The 18,733-nt window shown below is 48.7% G+C and carries 17 protein-coding genes; 9 read left to right on the top strand and 8 right to left on the bottom strand.

The window, feature by feature from the left end:
• Positions 1–126 precede the first annotated feature (126 nt).
• Positions 127–321 (bottom strand): hypothetical protein, encoded by a 195-nt coding sequence (locus PV02_RS04070; protein ID WP_256622079.1) that lies wholly within the window; start codon positions 319–321, stop codon positions 127–129.
• A 377-nt stretch (positions 322–698) separates the two neighbouring features.
• Here PV02_RS04070 and PV02_RS04065 point away from each other — a divergent pair, with 377 nt between their 5' ends.
• The 3 genes from PV02_RS04065 to PV02_RS04055 are packed head-to-tail and all read left to right on the top strand — an operon-like array spanning position 699 to position 4,939.
• On the top strand, positions 699–2,666 hold the full coding sequence (locus tag PV02_RS04065; protein ID WP_256622078.1) for a glycoside hydrolase family 15 protein: 1,968 nt from the start codon (positions 699–701) through the stop codon (positions 2,664–2,666).
• A gap of 24 nt (positions 2,667–2,690) precedes the next feature.
• Positions 2,691–4,682, top strand: coding sequence for an amylo-alpha-1,6-glucosidase (locus PV02_RS04060; RefSeq protein WP_256622077.1), 1,992 nt, complete (start codon positions 2,691–2,693; stop codon positions 4,680–4,682).
• Positions 4,683–4,726: 44 nt separating this feature from the next.
• On the top strand, positions 4,727–4,939 hold the full coding sequence (locus PV02_RS04055; RefSeq protein ID WP_256622076.1) for a winged helix-turn-helix domain-containing protein: 213 nt from the start codon (positions 4,727–4,729) through the stop codon (positions 4,937–4,939).
• Between the two features lie 357 nt (positions 4,940–5,296).
• Here the strand turns inward: PV02_RS04055 and PV02_RS04050 are convergent, their stop codons facing one another.
• Genes PV02_RS04050 through PV02_RS04040 form a run of 3 tightly spaced genes read right to left on the bottom strand, consistent with a single transcriptional unit; the run spans position 5,297 to position 6,080 of the window.
• Positions 5,297–5,488 (bottom strand): hypothetical protein, encoded by a 192-nt coding sequence (locus PV02_RS04050; protein ID WP_256622075.1) that lies wholly within the window; start codon positions 5,486–5,488, stop codon positions 5,297–5,299.
• A gap of 39 nt (positions 5,489–5,527) precedes the next feature.
• Positions 5,528–5,656, bottom strand: a complete 129-nt coding sequence (locus PV02_RS04045; RefSeq protein WP_256622074.1) for a hypothetical protein — start codon at positions 5,654–5,656, stop codon at positions 5,528–5,530.
• A 43-nt stretch (positions 5,657–5,699) separates the two neighbouring features.
• On the bottom strand, positions 5,700–6,080 hold the full coding sequence (locus PV02_RS04040) for a hypothetical protein (protein ID WP_256622073.1): 381 nt from the start codon (positions 6,078–6,080) through the stop codon (positions 5,700–5,702).
• Positions 6,081–6,389: 309 nt separating this feature from the next.
• Between PV02_RS04040 and PV02_RS04035 the strand changes: the two genes are divergently transcribed.
• Complete coding sequence (locus PV02_RS04035) at positions 6,390–7,685, top strand: MgtC/SapB family protein (RefSeq protein WP_256622072.1); 1,296 nt, start codon at positions 6,390–6,392, stop codon at positions 7,683–7,685.
• 243 nt (positions 7,686–7,928) lie between these two features.
• On the opposite strand, the gene PV02_RS04030 is transcribed toward PV02_RS04035, so the two are convergent.
• On the bottom strand, positions 7,929–8,114 hold the full coding sequence (locus PV02_RS04030) for a PLDc N-terminal domain-containing protein (RefSeq protein WP_256622071.1): 186 nt from the start codon (positions 8,112–8,114) through the stop codon (positions 7,929–7,931).
• Positions 8,115–8,355: 241 nt separating this feature from the next.
• Between PV02_RS04030 and PV02_RS04025 the strand changes: the two genes are divergently transcribed.
• Both PV02_RS04025 and PV02_RS04020 read left to right on the top strand, forming a co-directional pair.
• Positions 8,356–9,357, top strand: a complete 1,002-nt coding sequence (locus PV02_RS04025; RefSeq protein WP_256622070.1) for a TIGR03557 family F420-dependent LLM class oxidoreductase — start codon at positions 8,356–8,358, stop codon at positions 9,355–9,357.
• Positions 9,358–9,477: 120 nt separating this feature from the next.
• Positions 9,478–10,191, top strand: coding sequence for a site-2 protease family protein (locus tag PV02_RS04020; RefSeq protein ID WP_256622069.1), 714 nt, complete (start codon positions 9,478–9,480; stop codon positions 10,189–10,191).
• A gap of 41 nt (positions 10,192–10,232) precedes the next feature.
• Here PV02_RS04020 and PV02_RS04015 read toward each other — a convergent pair whose 3' ends face one another.
• Entirely contained in the window at positions 10,233–10,595 is a 363-nt protein-coding gene (locus PV02_RS04015) for a PRC-barrel domain-containing protein (protein WP_256622068.1), read from the bottom strand.
• 367 nt (positions 10,596–10,962) lie between these two features.
• Here PV02_RS04015 and tes point away from each other — a divergent pair, with 367 nt between their 5' ends.
• On the top strand, positions 10,963–12,498 hold the full coding sequence (gene tes / locus PV02_RS04010) for a tetraether lipid synthase Tes (RefSeq protein ID WP_342765620.1): 1,536 nt from the start codon (positions 10,963–10,965) through the stop codon (positions 12,496–12,498).
• 21 nt (positions 12,499–12,519) lie between these two features.
• The gene (locus PV02_RS04005) at positions 12,520–13,017 is read left to right on the top strand and encodes an inorganic diphosphatase (RefSeq protein WP_256622066.1); all 498 of its coding nucleotides are present in this window, start codon (positions 12,520–12,522) and stop codon (positions 13,015–13,017) included.
• A 20-nt stretch (positions 13,018–13,037) separates the two neighbouring features.
• Here the strand turns inward: PV02_RS04005 and glgP are convergent, their stop codons facing one another.
• On the bottom strand, positions 13,038–14,717 hold the full coding sequence (gene glgP, locus PV02_RS04000) for an alpha-glucan family phosphorylase (protein ID WP_256622065.1): 1,680 nt from the start codon (positions 14,715–14,717) through the stop codon (positions 13,038–13,040).
• 199 nt (positions 14,718–14,916) lie between these two features.
• Between glgP and PV02_RS03995 the strand changes: the two genes are divergently transcribed.
• Complete coding sequence (locus PV02_RS03995) at positions 14,917–17,526, top strand: S-layer protein domain-containing protein (RefSeq protein WP_256622064.1); 2,610 nt, start codon at positions 14,917–14,919, stop codon at positions 17,524–17,526.
• A gap of 112 nt (positions 17,527–17,638) precedes the next feature.
• On the opposite strand, the gene PV02_RS03990 is transcribed toward PV02_RS03995, so the two are convergent.
• A complete protein-coding gene (locus PV02_RS03990) occupies positions 17,639–18,619 on the bottom strand; it encodes a DMT family transporter (RefSeq protein ID WP_256622063.1) in 981 nt (326 codons plus the stop codon).
• Positions 18,620–18,733 lie beyond the last annotated feature (114 nt).

Below are 18,733 nucleotides of genomic sequence, written 5' to 3'. Positions count from 1 at the left end.
GGATTATTACGAAAGAAATCTATTCTTATAAAATATAGTGACAAAGAGGACTATGCAAATCAAAGGTAAATATCTAAGTGAAAACACGGTTGGAGTTTTTCTCATTCTAGGAACAGTGGCACTATATCACATTGCATCTTTTTCTCTAGAAAGCCAACTCCTGAGAGGGCTTCTGCGAAATATACCAACTCTATGGTTTATGCTACCTGGCATCACTTCAGCCATCGCATATGCAATACTAACAAAAAATCTATCAAAAGCAGTCATTGTTGGAATTTTAACCGCCATTTTATGGTTTATCTGGGTCATTATTTGCATCATTGCTACGTTTAGATTCGTATGAAACTTGTAACTGCTGTACAGTTCATTCGCTATTTGCACAAAATATACTGTTTCGAATCAGTCTCAACGTCCTACAAACCTACAATCAGACAAATCAGCGGCTTCCAGTAATAGTTTCAAATACAGACTTAAGTTAATAACTAATAAGAGTAACATTATCATTTAGTCGGAATCTTCATTTGCAAAGTCGTCATAAAAATATAATCCTCTGTGCCGGGTAAAGGTGTTACAGAGCGTGTATATGTATTCAATAGCATATGGAAATACGGACCTGTTCTCGAAGTTAAAAGAAGGGACGGGCACGTATTCCGAAGACAGTGCCCGGCAACCGGAATTGTTATTAGGGGAGATTCAAGATGATAAGGCAACCCAATGCGATACTTGGTAACGAGAAACTGCTTGTTACAATGGGAAAGAAGGCGGAAATTTTCGGTTTCTTCTATCCCGGCAGGGACTTTGCCCAGCATGTAGAGGAATCGCAGGCATGCCTGCATGACGGGAAGAGGCTTATCTGGTCCGATGACCATGAATGGCATGCGACCCAGAGCTACATAGAAGATACAAATGTCGTGGTCACTCACCTCCGCCGGCAGGGAGGGCTGAGCATGGACATCCTGGACCTCGCTCATCCCAGTCATCCCATAATGGTGCGTAATTACAGAATCAGCGCTTCTGAAGGATTCCATGGCAGATTCTATTACTACTCGAAGTTCCAGGCAGGAGAGACAGTTAAGAAGAACTCCGCCTTCTGTGACCCCGAAGCCCGAATACTTGTACACTACTGGAGAAACTATCACCTGGGACTTAGCTCAAGACCCTCATTCGAAGAATGGCAGGTGGGCAGGGCCCTTGACTCGGATATATGGACCAACGCACTATATGATATGCGGGACGGGCAACTGCACAACAAGCGTGAGGAGATAGGCAGGCTCAACAGCGCCATTGGATGGAAGCTGGACATAGAGCCGGGCTCAGGCAGGGAGATAACAGTTTTCATCGGTGCAGCACCCACAAGGGAGATGCTCTACAGTAAAATGAGAACAGCAGGCACTGAAAATGTGGAAAGAATGGTAAAAAAGGTTTACGAGGAACGGACTGGCTGGCTGTCGGGAAGCAGAAGGATCACGCTACCACAGATCGTGGATGACAACCGTGAGGATCTTATCAGCGCTTTCAATCGGTCCTTATTGACCCTGTCCCTTCTGAGCGACCCGGAGGAAGGTTCTTTTGTCGCAGCTCCCGAGTTCGACCATGAGTTTGAGCTGAGCGGAGGATATGGGTACTGCTGGAACAGGGACGCTGCCGAGACAGTGCTTGCGCTCCTCAATGCAGGTTATCCTGACTTCTGCATGCGTTTCTTCAGATGGTGCAGGAAGACGCAGCTGTCCGACGGCTCCTGGTTCCAGCGCTACTGGCTGGACGGGAGCCTGGGCTCTTCCTGGGGGAACTTCAGCTTCTCCACGCAGATGGACGAGACCGGGGCGACACTCTTTGCAATGGGCAGATACTTCCAGGGCCTGCAACCAGCGTCCCGGAGCGCCTTTCTCAGCGAGATATGGCCAAGTGTACTGCCTGCTGCCGAATACCTGATGAGGAGAACTACCGGTGGCCTTCACGATTCCTGCACCTGCCTGTGGGAATCATACAAGGGCACGTTCACTCACACAAATGCTGCCATATACGGAGGGCTTACGGGGGCTGCGAACATTGCTGCTGAATACGGCGAGCAGGAACTCGCAAGCAGATGGCTTGGAAGGGCGAAGCTCATCAAGGAGGCGACTGTTCGAGAGTTCTGGCTGCCTGAAGGGTATTTCGCAAGGGGCAGGGTGGACGGCAGGACGGACACCGAAGTCGATGCCAGTATCCTTGGGGTATTCGTACCTTTCGGCATGCTCAGTGCAGACGACGAAAGGGAAAGGGAGATGATACTCTCGACCATCCGCACTGTTGAGAAAAAGCTAGGGGTGCCTGTGAACGGACATCGGGGGATAAAACGCTACGAAACCGACAATTATATTGATGGAAATCCCTGGATTGTTACAACCCTATGGCTGTCCAGGGCTCTGCTGGCCCTTGCAGGATCAGGTGAGAGGACAGGAAATGAAACCGAAGGCTGGAAAGCCAAATCGGAGGCTCTGGAATATATCAGATGGGCACTCAGGGGTGCTACAAGTACCGGTTTATTGCCGGAGCAGGTAAACAGGCACACCGGCGAACCTGCTTGGGCCATTCCCTTAAGCTGGAGCTGCGCCCTTATGCTCGAGAACTTAATAGTACTGGATGAACTGGATAATGCATTATTAATAGATTCCGGGTCAATATGATCTTAAGAGGAGCGGGATAACAGTATGGACAGTACTAAGGGTAGTACAGACAGTGAAAAGCTGCCTGCAAAAGGCATAAACAGGGAATGGATAATAACCAACGGTCTTGGCGGCTATGCTTCATCCACAGCCACAGGAATGAATACAAGAAAATACCATGGCCTGCTTGTGGCAGCCATTAATCCCCCGGTACGCAGGAGAGTGATGCTCTCATCCCTTGACGAGGAGATACAGGTCGGCAGCCGGGCATGCCAGTTTGCAGCACACCAGTACCCGGGCGCTTTGCACCCGCAGGGCTATCGCCATCTTCAGAACTTTTCCACAGAACCTTTTCCGGAATTCCGGTATTTTGCGGAGGACGTCTCTGTCAGAAAGAAGATAACCATGGTTCACGGCGAGAACACGACAGTTGTCCGCTATGATATCTCCAACCCTTCACATGACACTGTCACTTTCAGGGTGCTTCCGCTAGTCAATAACAGAGACATACATAAACTTACCAGCTCGGGAGATCTGCGGCTTGAGCAGCAACTACACGACACCGGCACGGTTCTTGAGAGGGAAGGGGAGAGGCTCTACATTGATTCGGACATTCCCTTCACGCCTAAAGCCTACTGGTATTACAATATGGAATACATGACAGAGCTCTCAAGAGGATATCCATTCCGGGAGGATAACTTCAATCCGGGTTACTTCGAGACTGAGGTCGGCAGGGGTGAGTCATCGTTCTTCATTGCAGCTTCAACTTCAGGGATATCGCTGGATATGAATGACGTTGACCGGATATTTAACCATGAAATGCGGCGCCGGAACCAGCTCACTGAAAAGCAGGCCCATAAAGACGATCTTCTTAACAGGCTGATCAGGGCCGGAGACTCATTCATAGTACACCGGCAATCGACCGGTTCAAAATCTATCATAGCAGGCTATCACTGGTATTCGGACTGGGGCAGGGATTCCATGATCTCACTGCCCGGCCTCACCCTTGTTACCGGAAGATTTGATGATGCTAGGAGCATACTCGCAACATTCGCAGCCAATTGCAGTGGGGGACTTATACCCAATTTTTTCCCGGAAAGCCCTTCAGGTGAGATTGCATACAATACGGTGGATGCCTCCCTGTGGTTTATCCATTCCCTCAGAAAGTACCTGGACTACACAGAAGACCTGGACTTTGTAGCAGGTGTATGGGACACTGTTGAGAGCATAATCGACCACTATTGCAGGGGAACAAAACATGACATAAGAATGGAAGCAGACGGCCTGATATCACAGGGCGGGCAGCTCACATGGATGGATATAAAAGTAAGAGGCAGGGAACTGACATCACGCCGGGGAAAGACATGCGAGATCAATGCTCTGTGGTACAATGCCCTGCTGCAGGCATCGACAATGGGGGAGAAACTTGGCAAAGATACCTCTGCTTTCTATGAGGTTGCAGAGCTTACGAAAGAGAATTTCGAAGGGGCATTCTGGAATGAGGATAAAGGCTGCCTCTATGATTGCATCCCCTGCCCTGAGAAGCCCGGCAGCAATGAACCTGTATGCCTGAAAGATGCCTCTGTAAGACCAAACCAGGTGCTTGCCGTATCACTGCCTTTTACAATGCTTCCTCATGTCAGTGAAAAAAGCATAATGCAAATTGTTAAGGATGAATTGCTGACTCCATATGGCCTCAGGACACTTTCCCCGTCAGATCCGTTCTACATGGGTATCTACCAGGGCGATACGGAAAGCAGGGACACAGCCTATCATAACGGTACTGTCTGGCCCTGGCTGCTCGGCCCATATATAACGGCATACATTAAGGTCAACGGACGTTCAAATCGAAGCAAGGATGAAATGAGGAACCTGCTCAAGGGAATAGAAGTGCATCTGGAAGAAGCAGGCATCGGCACCGTCTCCGAAGTATTCGACGGAGACGCACCCCACAATCCCGGAGGTACTATCTCCCAGGCATGGAGCGTGGCTGAAATATTGCGTGCCTATGTAGAGGATATCGGCAGTAGGGACTGATATGACTCATAAAAGCTTATAAACAATTAAGTCAAGTGAATATTATGGATGAGGTATGTCTTAACATAGGGGATGCAGCCGGACATGTTTACAGGCTGCTTGAAAAGGGCGGGTCCAATCTTACCAACGTAAAGAAAATACTCAAGGAGAGCGGTTTTGATTCCCAGACTGTCTTCATGGCTATAGGTTGGCTTGCAAGGGAAGACAAGATCTGCATGCAAAAGAATGGTAACGCCTGGTCCATAAATCTCAAATAGAACTTGGCCAGCAACCCGAAGAGAATAAGCGGACTGCCTGCAGGTGTACCGGCAAGGTAAACATGATACAGCCGGCCTTGGGGCTGAGCGGACATGTATGGCAATAAAAATAAGGCTGGAATTCTAACAGAATCCCTGCTGAAATTTAACGTATGATATCACTTATATCTGCAGCCTGTCATATAACTGACAGTCAATCCGACTTAGAGCAGAAGCAGTAATATCTGCCATAATATCACAAGGACGATTATGGCAATCAGAATACGAATTATCCAGTAAAGCATTCAAATCACTCCCCATTAGACTTAGGTCACTATGACTCTTATAGTTTCCTGCCTTCAGCTGAACTTATTCATACTACTGAAAGACTTCCGAATCTATCACATTCTGCGGGCTTCCCTTAAGGAACTGCCTGATATTGTCCACAGTCACTGATGTACACTCGTCCAGCGACTCCTCAGAAAGGAAAGCAATATGCGGTGTCAGGAGCACATTGCCCAGACCAAGCAGCGGACTATTGGCAGGCAGAAGCTCATACTCAAAAACCATATCTGCCAACAATGACAATATTTGCATTCCTGACCCTCTCTATGAACTCATCGTCTGACAGAGGCAGGTATTGTAGACCTTAAGGTCACCCATGCTTTCCAGTTCTCTGTGATACTCCAGCTGCAAAACTATCGGATATGCGACCACTATCCTCATAGGCTCTTCCACCGGAACGATACCCCTTAATGTGTGAGCATAAAAGAGGAACCTGTCAGCGCTGCAAATGCTTCAGGGCATCCTGTATCCTCTGGTTATCAGCAACAAGCTTCCCATCCTCAAGGTAGACATCTTTTTTATTGATCAGCCACTGCTGAGTGCCCCATGAACCGTCATCCAGCTGGCCCGTTATATGCATGGAATCATTCTCTGTCAGGTGCTCTATCCTGAAAGTCGAGAACTGGTTCTTGGGTGTGACCTTGATACGGTAGTAATCCTTTGCCCAGTCACTCAGGTTCCTCGCCCGTGCATATCTCCCGGCAGTGTTACGTGTGCTCTCTGCTGTCGCAGGAACATTCCGTAAGCTTCCCTCGTCCATCCTGACTACGCTTTCAGTTGTACCTGACAAAAAATCCCTTACCCCACTGTGTGCCATTAGATTACTCCATCCCTTTGAGAAGATACTATCCACCGGTATTATGACCCGGACAGCCTGGCATTCACATTATTCATAAGAAAAGTGCCAGCTGACAAAATGTCTCCGAATGCAGAACCCATATCTCCCATGTAGGATTAACGAGGATATTATTTAAAACTACCTTCTATCCGGTAAATATATTTCCCTTAGCTTGTATATATGGCTATTTAAGCGATGCGCCGAATGACTATAGGCAGAATGACAGGTGTAGACCGGACACCTGGAATAACCTGATGGATATCAGATACTTCAGCACGGAAAGATAAAATGGTAGATATAGCACTGAGGTTTGGCCTGGATCCGCTTATAGTGGACTTTATGCAGAAGATCATTCTCTCACTGATGACAGGTATCCTTATCGGTCTTGAGAGGGAGAGGCAGAGAAGCGGGGAGAAACTTTTCGCAGGCGTCAGGACTTTTACGCTCACATGTATCCTTGGCATGCTGTCTGCCTTCCTCATTGATTATGCCGGGACCTCTATCCTGCTGATAACCACGATATTCACGGGAGTGGTCTGTATCTTCCTTGCCTACAACATCAACAAAGCGCAAGGGAGCCTGGGACTTACAACATCCATATCCCTTTTTTGCACCTACCTTCTGGGAGTGCTCATCGCAGCAGACCTTTACATAATATCCATTGTCAGCGCAGTCATAATCACATTCCTGCTTATCGAGAAAAAACCACTCCACTCCCTGGCCGAGAATCTGTCAGAGAGGGATATCATTGACGCACTCCAGTTCGTAGCAATCGCCTTCATTCTGTACCCTGTGGTTCCGGAGGAGCCTGCCTTTGGGGTCATAGACCTGAAATCTACAATACTTATTATCGTGCTCATATCCTCCATCAGTTTTGTCAGCTATGTGCTCCTCAAGAGAATAGGCGCCCGTGGAGGAATCGCCTACTCCGGTTTCCTGGGAGGGCTGGCAAGCAGCGGAGCAGCTGTCATTTCACTTTCAAACCTTTCGAAAAGAAGAGTGTCACTGACAGGCCATATATGCACGGGAGCTCTGCTGACTATTGTCTCCATGACCATCCGGGATGTTACTTTTGCTTTCCTTATCGACACTTCCGGAAAGATGGCCTTCCTGATGATACCACCTTTTCTGGTGATGTCCCTGACTACTCTTCTGATAGCATGGCGGAAAAGAAAAGCAACACCAGTCAACGAGACCATAGAACTCAGGTCCCCTTTTGCCATTGTCCCGGCTTTGCGATTCGGCATACTGTTCATGATAATAACGATGGTCGCCGATATAGCCCAATCCCATGGAGGCAACATGGGAATTTACGCAACCGCCATAGGAGGGGTAGTAAGCAGCTCAGCAGTCACAGTCTCTATAGCAACGCTTGCACTGAACGGTATCATCCCCTATAACCAGGCTGCCCAGATAGCAGTCATGGCAGGGCTGATAAGCACCCTGGCAAAGCCGTTCTATATGAAGCTCATGGGTGCCGACCAGCTCTTCCGCAAAGCTGCAATCCACTTTGTGATAATAACTGCTTTTGGCGCCGTTTCTCTTCTTATATGGAGTATATATACAGTCTCACCGAGATTATGAGCAGACGGAGGACCACATCTTTTCCTGCGCCTGCCTGCTCATGCGCAGCGCGATGAAGGTTTGTATTCAATCCGGATGAAATGGTAGTAATATAGATAGTGGTGGGTAAGAACAGTAGCGAAGAAGGCAGGCAGAAATGATAATTAAAAATGCTAAACTCCGGCCCGGATAAAAATAAAAAAGGCCGGAGGGAAGGCCGGTACAGCACCAGCCGGTCTGCCGGAGATGATTTTTTTCCGGCCTTTACCTTCTCCTCCTTCCGATAAGATAGTAAAGTATAACCCCTAGTATGCCCAGCAATAGAACGACAATTATCCACAATACCTTTTTGAGTGTACTCATCGCTCTGTTGTAAGTGAACAGGTCATATATCACCCAGATGATTGAAAGGAGTAATATCAGGCCCCATATAGTTTCCACTACGCTCATTGAACTCTTCTCCCGCACTTCAGAATCCTTTTTAAAGTAAGATAAGACTTTCCACTTAAGTAATTAACCGTTTCCGGAAAGCATAACCTGTAAGACAGATACGGTTCTATGATATATTATGACAGGAGAAGCAGAAGGCGTAAAGATGCTACTTAAACAAGTTTACTCCGATCTTAAATAAAGTCAGATACCAATATAGATTCGGGAAAGTTTTGAATTGATCTAAAGTGGGGGTATTGTAATGATAAAGATAGGTTACAAGATAGGTCCCGAACAGTATACTCCATCCGAGATGCTGGAGCAGACAATTGCAGTGGAGGAAAACGGTTTTGACAGTATAGACGTAAGTGACCATTTCCATCCCTGGAGCGAGGAAGGGCAGTCCTGCTTTACATGGAGCTGGCTGGGAGCCGCTGCGGTCAGTACAAAGAAGATTAAGATAGGCACCGGTGTCACCTGTCCTATCCTCAGGTATCATCCTGCCATTATTGCCCAGGCAGCTGCAACCGTAGCTTCGCTGGCCGGGGGAAGGACTTACCTGGGTCTGGGGACAGGGGAGGCCCTTAACGAATATCCTGTGACATGCGAGTGGCCTGAATATAACGAGAGGCAGGAGATGCTGGCCGAGTCCATCAAGCTCATCAGGGAACTCTGGAGCGGGGAAAAGATCACATTTGACGGCATGTACTACTGCACCCAGGACGCAAAACTATACACACTGCCTCCCCGGGATATTCCCATATATATCTCTACCATGGTGCCCGAGAGTGCGCAGTTTGCAGGGTACCACGGGGATGGCATGATATCGGTGGGCGGCTCCAGGATGAAGGTATATAAGCAGCTCATGGAGAAATTCGAGAACGGGGCAAAACGGGCAGGCAAGGATATATCAAACATGCCACGGATGGTCGAGCTCTTCGTGGCATACGGAGACCGGCTTGAAGAGTCTCTGGAAAGACTTCATAAATACTGGGCCGGCGCTTTCATTCCTGCCCTGTTCACTAATAAGATATACACTCCCGCAATGTCACAGCAGAACGGGGAGGTCGTGGGCGATGATATCCTCAGGCAGAAGGCATGCATCTCATCAGACCCTGAAGAGCACGCAAAGTACATAAAACAGTATATGAACGCAGGTTTCACACATATCTACATCCATTATGCCGGCCCCGATGAACTGAAGTTCATAAAATCCTATGCGGAGGATGTGCTGCCACTTATAAGGGAACAGAGATCAGCATGAGATCCCAGCGACCTCACGGGACGGAGAAAGGCAGGAAAGACATAAGTCCGGGCACACCTATAGCAGCAATAAGAGCACGGTCAAGAGATCCTATGCAGAGGATATGAGGGAGAAAAACTGATGGAAAATTCGATCCAGATCGCCAGGATATTTGGCATACCGATCAAGATCCATGTATCGTTCCTGATAGTACTGCCCTTTTTTGCCTGGGTGTTTGCAGTGCAGCCCGAACCTTACGGATTTGCGGGAACACATCCTGAGGTGTTGAAGTACGCATTTGCCCTGGCCACAGCGATACTGCTGTTTGCATCCGTACTTGTCCACGAGCTCTCCCATTCATACTTTTCCCTGAGATACGGGACTGGTATAAGAGAGATATCGCTATACCTCATAGGCGGAGTATCGGCGATGGAAGGTGAGCTCAGGGACTCTTCAAAAGAAGCTGCCATGGCTTTTGCCGGGCCTTTCTCCAGCCTGGTCATAGGAATTGTGCTTCTTGCAGTCAACTATCTCCTCAATCCTGCTGCAAGTACGGCGGAAGGAAATGCCCTGTTCATGATGATCTTCATCCTGGGTTATATCAATGTGGTACTTGCATTGTTCAATCTCATACCTGCCTTCCCCATGGACGGTGGAAGGATACTGCGGGCTCTGCTTGCAAGCCGTATGAGCTTTGTGGAAGCCACTGAGAAAGCAGCAGCAGTAGGGAAGATACTTGCCCTCCTTATGGGAGTGGTCGGCCTGCTGACCAGCTTCTGGCTCGTGATCATAGCCATATTCATCTACATGGGTGCAAGCGCAGAGGAAAGACAGGTAAAGAGCGTCAGGTACTAAGAATATAAAAGAGGAATTATTAACAATATAAAAGAGTAAACTCATTCTGTCCAGTAAGGCTCGCACTTATATTCCTCATAAAGGTCGCACAGCCACCTCCGGTCGCTGAGAGGCCAGTTTACCCGGTCAAAGCCCACTGACTCCTCAAGAATGCTCTTGTGCACATTAAGCACAAATTGCTTATCCTCCTTCAGATAGGTGAGCGATTTCCAGGGAATGGCAAACAATTTCTCAGCTATGCCGAACAGGCCGCTGAAAGACAGCACCGCATAAGCGATCCTGCCATACCGCAGGTCTATCATCAGTTCCTTTATCTTACCAAGATCTTCACCTTCTGGATTCCTTACTTTGACGTTTATCATCTTGTCCGCAGGCAGAAAACCCTGCGCGGTACCAGTCTTCATGCTTTCCTCCACCTATGTCCGAGTAAACTGCCTCAAGCCCGGCAGATGGGAAATGTGAACGGAATATTCATCAGATCGTTGATTTGCGAGAGAGACGAGCGATGTGGCAATTTATCGTGGAAAGTTGACTATTAAGGATACAGACCCTGCATGAACTGCTTCTGCAGCTATTTGCACTGCTCTTCGCTCGTAATGATAACCCCAACTCCCTCTCGCAAGAAACTATCTGTCTCTGTTGCATATAAATCCTTAAGAAAGGATGTTACACCTGCTTCAGGTATTAAAAATGGAACAAGCTGCAAAAAGATAAATAAGATTACTACAAACCAACTACATACATTTCATTTATGGGTAGTGGATACATTAAGTGTGGGGATTATATCTGAAAGAACATACTTGCTCAGTGTGCCCTCTGTGCGGGGAATTGATAGATGCTGCCCTATTGGAGGAGGATGGCAGGATCATCATGGAAAAGACATGCGCTCTTCATGGTCGTTTCAGGGAGGTATATTGGTCGGACGCTGCCATGTACAGGAGATTTGGGAAGTTCTCACGTATTGGCTGCGGCCTTTTGAACCCTAATGTGAACTTCAACTCGGACTGCCCCTTCCAGTGCGGATTATGCACATCCCATAAGACAGGCACTATCCTGGCAAACATCGATGTCACTAACAGGTGCAATATGTCATGTCCCGTATGCTTTGCAAACGCCCGGGTCTCGGGAAGGATATATGAGCCTGACATGGAACAGATACGCAGCATGATGACAATGCTGAGGGACCAGAAGCCTGTACCATGTTTCGCGGTACAGTTCTCGGGAGGAGAGCCTACTGTGCGTGAAGACCTCCCGGAGATAGTGGAGATGGCCAAAGACCTTGGTTTTGTGCAGATACAGGTTGCCACCAACGGGATAAAGTTTGCCCAAAGCGTTGCCTACGGAGAAAAGATGGTACAGGCAGGGCTGCATACCATATACCTGCAGTTTGACGGGGTAACGCCTGATCCATATATAAGGATGAGGGGATTCAACGCCTTCCCGATCAAAGAGAAGGCAATAGAGAATGCGCGGAATGCAGGCATCCGCAGTATCACTCTTGTCCCCACTCTTACAAAAGGTGTCAATGACCACCAGGTGGGAGATTTGATAAGGTACGCTGTGAAGAACAGGGATGTTGTCAAAGGGGTGAACTTCCAGCCGGTATCGTTCACAGGACGCATCCGACAGGAAGAGAGAGAAATGAGCAGGATCACTATCCCTGACCTTGCCAAGCTCACAGAGGAGCAGACGGATGGGAAAATACCGTGTGATGCCTGGTACCCTGTACCCTTTGTGGTGCCCATATCAAGGTTCCTTTCAAAGGCCAGGCACAAACCCCTGCCTGAAATGACAGTACATCCCCACTGCGGGGCAGCTACCTATATCTTCGTGGATGAAGGCAATATCATCCCCATCACTGAATTTGTGGATGTGGAAGGGTTCATGGAGATGATCGATGAAGCTTCCCATGAACTTAACCATGACAGCCGGAACCTGCTCGTGCTGGCTAATGTACTGCGCAAGGTGCCCGGTTTCATAGATCATGACAAAGAGCCAAGATCGGTCAATGTTACGAGGATGCTGCTCAACGTCCTGCGGGAAGGCGGGGAAAGCGTGGTAAAGCAGTTCCACAGGGAGAGCCTCTTCCTGGGTGCCATGCACTTCCAGGATATGTACAACCTGGACATGGAGAGGATACAAAGGTGCGGGATACACTATGCAACACCTGATGGCAAGGTCATACCATTCTGCACCTATAATACGCTTCACCGGGAAAGAGTGGAAGCCCTGTTCTCAAGACCTTACGTACCAGCCAAAGAAGAGTGTACGGAACAGGATCCAATGCCCATGGCCCTGAAAGAGTAAATTACTGAGGAGATTGCTGAAATGACTGAAAGACAGATCGAGAGCGTGATCATCGAGATACCGAAAGGAAGCCGGAATAAGTATGAATATGATAAGGAAAAGAAAATGGTCAAGTTTGACAGGATGCTTTTCTCCTCAATGGTGTATCCGTGCGACTATGGCTTCTTCCCGGACACCCTGGCGCTTGACGGTGATCCCCTTGATGTCCTGGTGCTTACATGGGAGCCTACATTTCCCGGATGTCTCATAGATGTTCATCCTGTCGCACTGTTTGATATGGAGGATGACAAGGGACGGGACGAGAAGATACTCTGTGTCCCGGAGAGCGACCCGCTGTGGAACCATATAGAGAGCATTGAACAGGTTCCGCCTCATCTGCTAAAGGAAATACCGCATTTCTTCGAGACATACAAGCACCTGGAAAATAAGCATGTGGAGATCATCGGCTGGGAAGGCCTGGACGCGGCCGTGAAGATACTCAGGGAAGCTAAGTCCAGATACAAGGAACAAAATAAGTGAACTGAGGCTCTGACCGGCGCTCAGAAGTAAGTCTCTGTCACATACCTGCGCATCATCCTGTGGGTATTGAAATAGTAGGCTATCATTCCTATAGAGTTCTTCATTATGTTGATCCACTCATCCCGCCTGTTGTAATACTCCGGGATGATGACATATTCCAGTTTGTAGTAGAGGTCGTCAAGTTCCATGGATTCAGCCTCTTCAGGAGACCTCTCCATACCCGGAGCCGGCCCTATGGCATAACCCGTAACTCCCGGAACGCAGCCTTCTATCCACCAGCCGTCCAGTACGCTGAAGTTCACAACGCCATTATGAGAGGCCTTCATGCCGCTTGTACCCGAGGCTTCATAGGGCTGCTTGGGGGTATTGAGCCATACGTCAACGCCTGCGATCATCTTCAGGGCCAGGTCCATATCATAGTTCTCCAGGAAGACGATCTTTACGCTTTCCCTGAGTTCATGCATATAACCGAATATCTCACGGATGATCTCTTTCCCCCGCTCATCCCTGGGATGGGCCTTGCCTGCGAATATGAACTGTATCCTTCCGGCATCATTGACCTTCCTCAGCCTTTTCAGGTCGGAGAACACAAAAGCAGGCCTCTTATATTCAGCCATGCGCCGCCCAAAGCCGATGGTAAGTACATCATGGGACAGGCCAATACCTTTTTCCCGGTTGACATAATCGATAAGCTCTTTCTTTGCATCCCTGTGAGCCCTCCATATCTCTCCATTGGGTATATTCCTGACCCTCACCAGAAGCTCAGGCTCATTAGCCCAGCCGGGAATATAGCGATCGTAGAGCTCCCTGAACTGAGGGCAGACCCAGGTGTATGAGTGGACCCCGTTGGTAATGGAATTGAACTTATAGCCGGGAAACATCTGTTCAGATACTTCCTTATGTCTTTTGGCCACCCCGTTCACATGGCCGGAAAGGTTGAGTGCCAGGACAGTCATGTTCAGCCTGCCCTCACTTTCACCGAACTTACGGAGAAGTTCCATCTGCCCGGGGTCATTCACAACGCCTTCAACCATCTCAAAAGGAAAGGTATCGTGTCCGCTTGCGACAGGTGTGTGGGTTGTGAAGACGCATGTCCTGCGCACCTGGTCCTCGTCTCCCCCGTAACGCTGCAGCAATTCAAGTGTCAGGAAACTTGAGTGGCCTTCATTCATGTGATATTTCATTATGGAAAAGCCGAGCTTCTCCAGCAGCCTCACTCCACCTGTCCCGAGTATGAGCTCCTGCATCAGTCGGTATCTTTCATCTCCTCCGTACAGGTAACGTGTGATCTCCCTGTCCTGCCGGGAGTTGCCTTCAACATCCGTATCAAGGAAAATGACAGGTATCATCCCCCCGGTAAAGCTCCTGTGCTCATACAGCCATCCTTTGACCTTTACGTCCCTTCTTTCCACAAGGACTGTTGCTTCAGCGCCCAGCAGCTCCATATGCTCAGAAGGAGACCAGTTCTGGGCTTCCTCTGATTGCATTCCGTTCTCATCGAGCCTTTGAAGAAAATAGCCGCTGCTGTTAACCAGGCTAATCCCTACCAGAGGCAGGTTCAGTTCCGCACTGCTGCGTATCGTATCCCCTGCAAGTATGCCAAGACCGCCACTGTACGTCGGAATATTCTTAGCAAGCGCTATCTCCATTGAAAAATAAGCGATCCTGTCCTTACCCAAGATCTCCGCTAACTCACTCATATAAACTCCCCCATGATTGACTGCTGACGAGAGACTGTCAGTCCTCTTTAATAACATGGGCATGCAAGCTTAAAGATGCTTGGGTTTACTGCTTTTCACGCCTTTTAGGCCCTTATTCAAGGAAAGAAACATGTGCAGCCTTTTCGGGAATAAACTTATTAAACATTAGAACGAAGGATTATTGAGGTCAGGGGTTAACATGAGAAGACACATTAATCTATCTTTACTGGTAAGTGTATTGATAATAACAGCAATCTTTCTGGCAGCAACTGCCACAGCTCAGAACAATACAACGGGAAATCGCATCTGGTCTGCAGATGAGAACCTGTCCCTGCAATATACATGGACGGCCCAGAGCTATTCAGGATTTTACTTCGACCTTGACTCGGGCGAAGGATCGGAGACACTGACAGTCAGCCTGCAAAGTTCCTCGGGCAGGACCATACCGGCCGGAGCGCTTGAATACTCTACCACGCCCATCAACACCAGCTTCGATCGGAGCGACTGGGGTTCCTACCAGGTCATAGGGTTCATGGCGGAGCGGTATTTTGCCAGCTATACCGATAACTCACAGTTTGCGGATGACGATGTAAGCCTCATGTCCAACGGGCAGCTAACAAGGGTCCTTGTGGATGAGGATACACGAAGGTCTGTTTTTGCCGGCTCTGCAATAGTCCTTAATGAAGGTTACAGGCTCAACGTTGTGGAAGTGGACCTTAACGGGGACAGTGTGCTGCTTAACCTGGTGAAGGATGGACAGGTGGTTGATACTGCCATTATCTCCGGGAACAGCGATTATGTCTACGAGGCTGAACTGGGCACGCAGCAGGATGTCCCGTTGATAGCTGTCCATTTCAGCAACATATTCCGGGGAACGGAAACCAATGCGGTGTTCATACAGGGTATCTTCCAGATATCCGAGAGCTATGTGGAAATAGAGACCGGTGACAGGTTCGGAAGGATGGAGATCCGCTCGTTCAGTGAGGGCGAGATCAGCATGGAGAACACCAATTCCATATCCCTCACAAGAGGAAACACCATACCTGTCATGGGGAAGCTGCAGTTCGTTGTTGCGGATGACAGCATATTGAGATTCGGACCTGTAGTGGACACATCACAGCCCGGCAGCTATGAGCTCAGGGGGACTGTGGTCGAAGGAGAGGCATACACATGGACACCATTGAACTTCGAAGGATTCTACTACAATATTGACGAAGGAGTAGGCACCGAATCCCTGGAAATAACCGAACTCAACGGCAGGACTATCAGTTCAGGGGATCTTGTCTACAGGAGCGTGCCGCAGCAGGTGAGCTTTGAATACAGCCCCTGGGGAAGCTTCAGTGTGATCGGCTTCCTTGCAGAGAAGTACTTCGCAGGGTATGTGGAGAACAGCTTCACAGGTAACGAAAGCCTTCTCTCGGGCGGCCAGCTTTCCAGGGTCCTTATAGATAGTGACAGCAGGGCCTCCCTTTACACCGGCTCCTCACTTGTGCTGGGCGAAGGATACAGGCTGGTGATCGAGGAGGTCGATCTTGACGGTTCAAGGGTGCTTGTGAGGCTGGATAAGGACGGCAGCGAGGTCGATACAGGTGTTATCTCCTCCGGAGGCGATTATGTATATGAGGCAGATGTTGGCGACGCCGACAGCATACCCGTAATAATCGTACACTTCAGGGAGATATTCAGAGGCACTGAAACGAACGCCGTATTCGTTGAAGGCATATTCCAGATATCTGAAAATGTGATAGATATCGAATCCGGCGAGAGGTTCGGAAGGATGGAGATCTCAAGTGTCTCCTCGGATGAGATAGTCATGACAAGCGATCGCTCCATTACGCTTTCAAGAGACAGCAGTATATCGGTCATGGACAACGTGATGTTCATGGTTGCAGATTCCGGTGTTGTGAGATTCTATCCATATGTATCGGTCACAACTGCAGAAGATGCCGATCCTCTCGAGATCAACATTCCAAAGGCTCTCGCACAGAACAGGTCCGTGAGCATAGAGGTCACTTCACGGGGAGCGGCAGTGGAGAATGCAGTAGTGATGTTCGGGAACACGGAAGTGGGCAATACCTCTGCCAACGGGACTATATCATTCACTCCGGGAGAAGCAGGCACCTTCACTGTTACAGCAGAGAAAGAGGGATTCGCGCCCGGAAGTACCGAAGTTGAGGTCATATCCCCCGACGACCTGAGCAGGAGGCTTGCTATAGATATATCACCTTCTGAAGTGAACGTGGGAGACAACATCAGCATAGCTGTCACGACACTGATAGACGGAAGACCTGTAGGGGACGTGGAAGTGTTGTATGACGGCAGGCTGGTGGGTACTACAGGTACCGAGGGCAGGGTCAACCACACAGCAATGGATGCAGGCATGCACAGGATAAGCACTTCTTCAGACCAGTACCTTGAAGCTGAACTGAACATAGAGGTTCAGGGGCCGGAAGCCAGGTACTCCTACTCTGACCTTACTATAGAGCCCCTTGTTGCAGAGACCGGAGACGATGTAACGATCTCTGCAAGTATAAGGAACATAGGTACCGAGACCGGGGAAGAGGACGTGCAGCTTCTCATCGACGGGAACGTGATGGCAACCGAACAAGTGATACTGGATCCCGGACAGGAAGAGACCGTTAACTTCACAGTGAGCATGGATGAGGCAGGCATTTATAATGCAAGCATAGGAAATCTCAATGGCACTTTTGAAGTAGAGGAGGGCCGTGGCATACCTGCAGCAGGCATTGCAATGGGCTTGCTTGTAGTGGTCATCGCAGCTGTATGGATACTGAGGAAGCGGAGCTGAAACAGACAACAGCAGCAAAAAGTAAACCAGAGTAAATATGGATGCCTGTTCCACAGCAGGCATCTGTATGCTATTTTTGGTCCGTGTGACCATTCCTGAAATCCGTGGATGTTCAGTATTTCCTGAATAGCCAGGCAGTTATCCTGGAAATATATGGAAATCTGGCACTCGTTACATTAGGAAAGCCCGGAACCGGTTTTTTCATGTTGTCTATATATATCATCCGGTCATCCAGGACGAGTATCAGGGCGCCAAGCAGAATGAACAGGCACCCCTGCATGGTCCTCATCAGTATTGGTTCATGCAGAAAAAGGGAACTGAATATTATGCCGCTCACAGGTTCAAGCAGTGCCAGCACGCTTACTGTCTGGGCAGGTATCTTCGCAGCGCTGTTGAGATATAACAGGGATGCAAATGCTGTTGTAACGATACCGAAAACGATCAGCACCGGGAGATTGGGCGCAAGAACTTCACCGGGAATCCTGCTCCCGAAGGGCATCAATATCAACAGGCTTATGAGTGCTGACCAGAAGAGCTGGGATGTACCTGAATAGTCTGTCTTCAGATAGCTGACAATCATTATAGTGCCACTGTAGGAAAGGCCCGAAACAAGACCAAACAGCACACCTATAGCAAGATGGTTACCGCTTCCTAAGAGCCCACCCACGGGCATCACTACCATCAGGATGCCTGCAAGCGACAGGAACAATGACATCATACCGCGCCTGGTGATCCTGTCTCCCAGGATAAGAGGCGACATCAGAGTAACATACACTGGTGCCGTATATAGCAGAAGGACAGCCGTGGAAAATCCGGCATATGTGATGGAGCTGAAATAGGCGTATGCAGTAATTACATTGAACGCACCTATGAGCAAAACATACCGCTTCTTTTTTCCAAGCCGGAAAACTTCATACTTTTTTGTAATGAGCAGGTATGCCACCAGTAATGAAAAGCCGAACAGGAGCCTGTAAAAGATAACAGAGCTCACACCCATTCCGTGGACATGCTTAAAAAAGACACCGCTTGAGCCAAAGATAGTACATGCTATGACCAGCTCAAGATAGGAGTAGCGTCCGTTTTTAAGTTGCATATTGGTTAAGACCTGTAATGCATCCTAAATTTAAATAGATATCCTTGAATAAAAATATATAGGTGTTACATCGCTTATTATATAGCCATTGGATATGTTCCTATACAGCACATC

The sequence above is a fragment of the Methanolobus chelungpuianus genome (assembly GCF_024500045.1).
Classification (GTDB): domain Archaea; phylum Halobacteriota; class Methanosarcinia; order Methanosarcinales; family Methanosarcinaceae; genus Methanolobus; species Methanolobus chelungpuianus.
The sequence above is the reverse complement of the archived record's forward strand: the minus strand, read 5'-3'. Positions and strand labels throughout refer to the sequence as shown.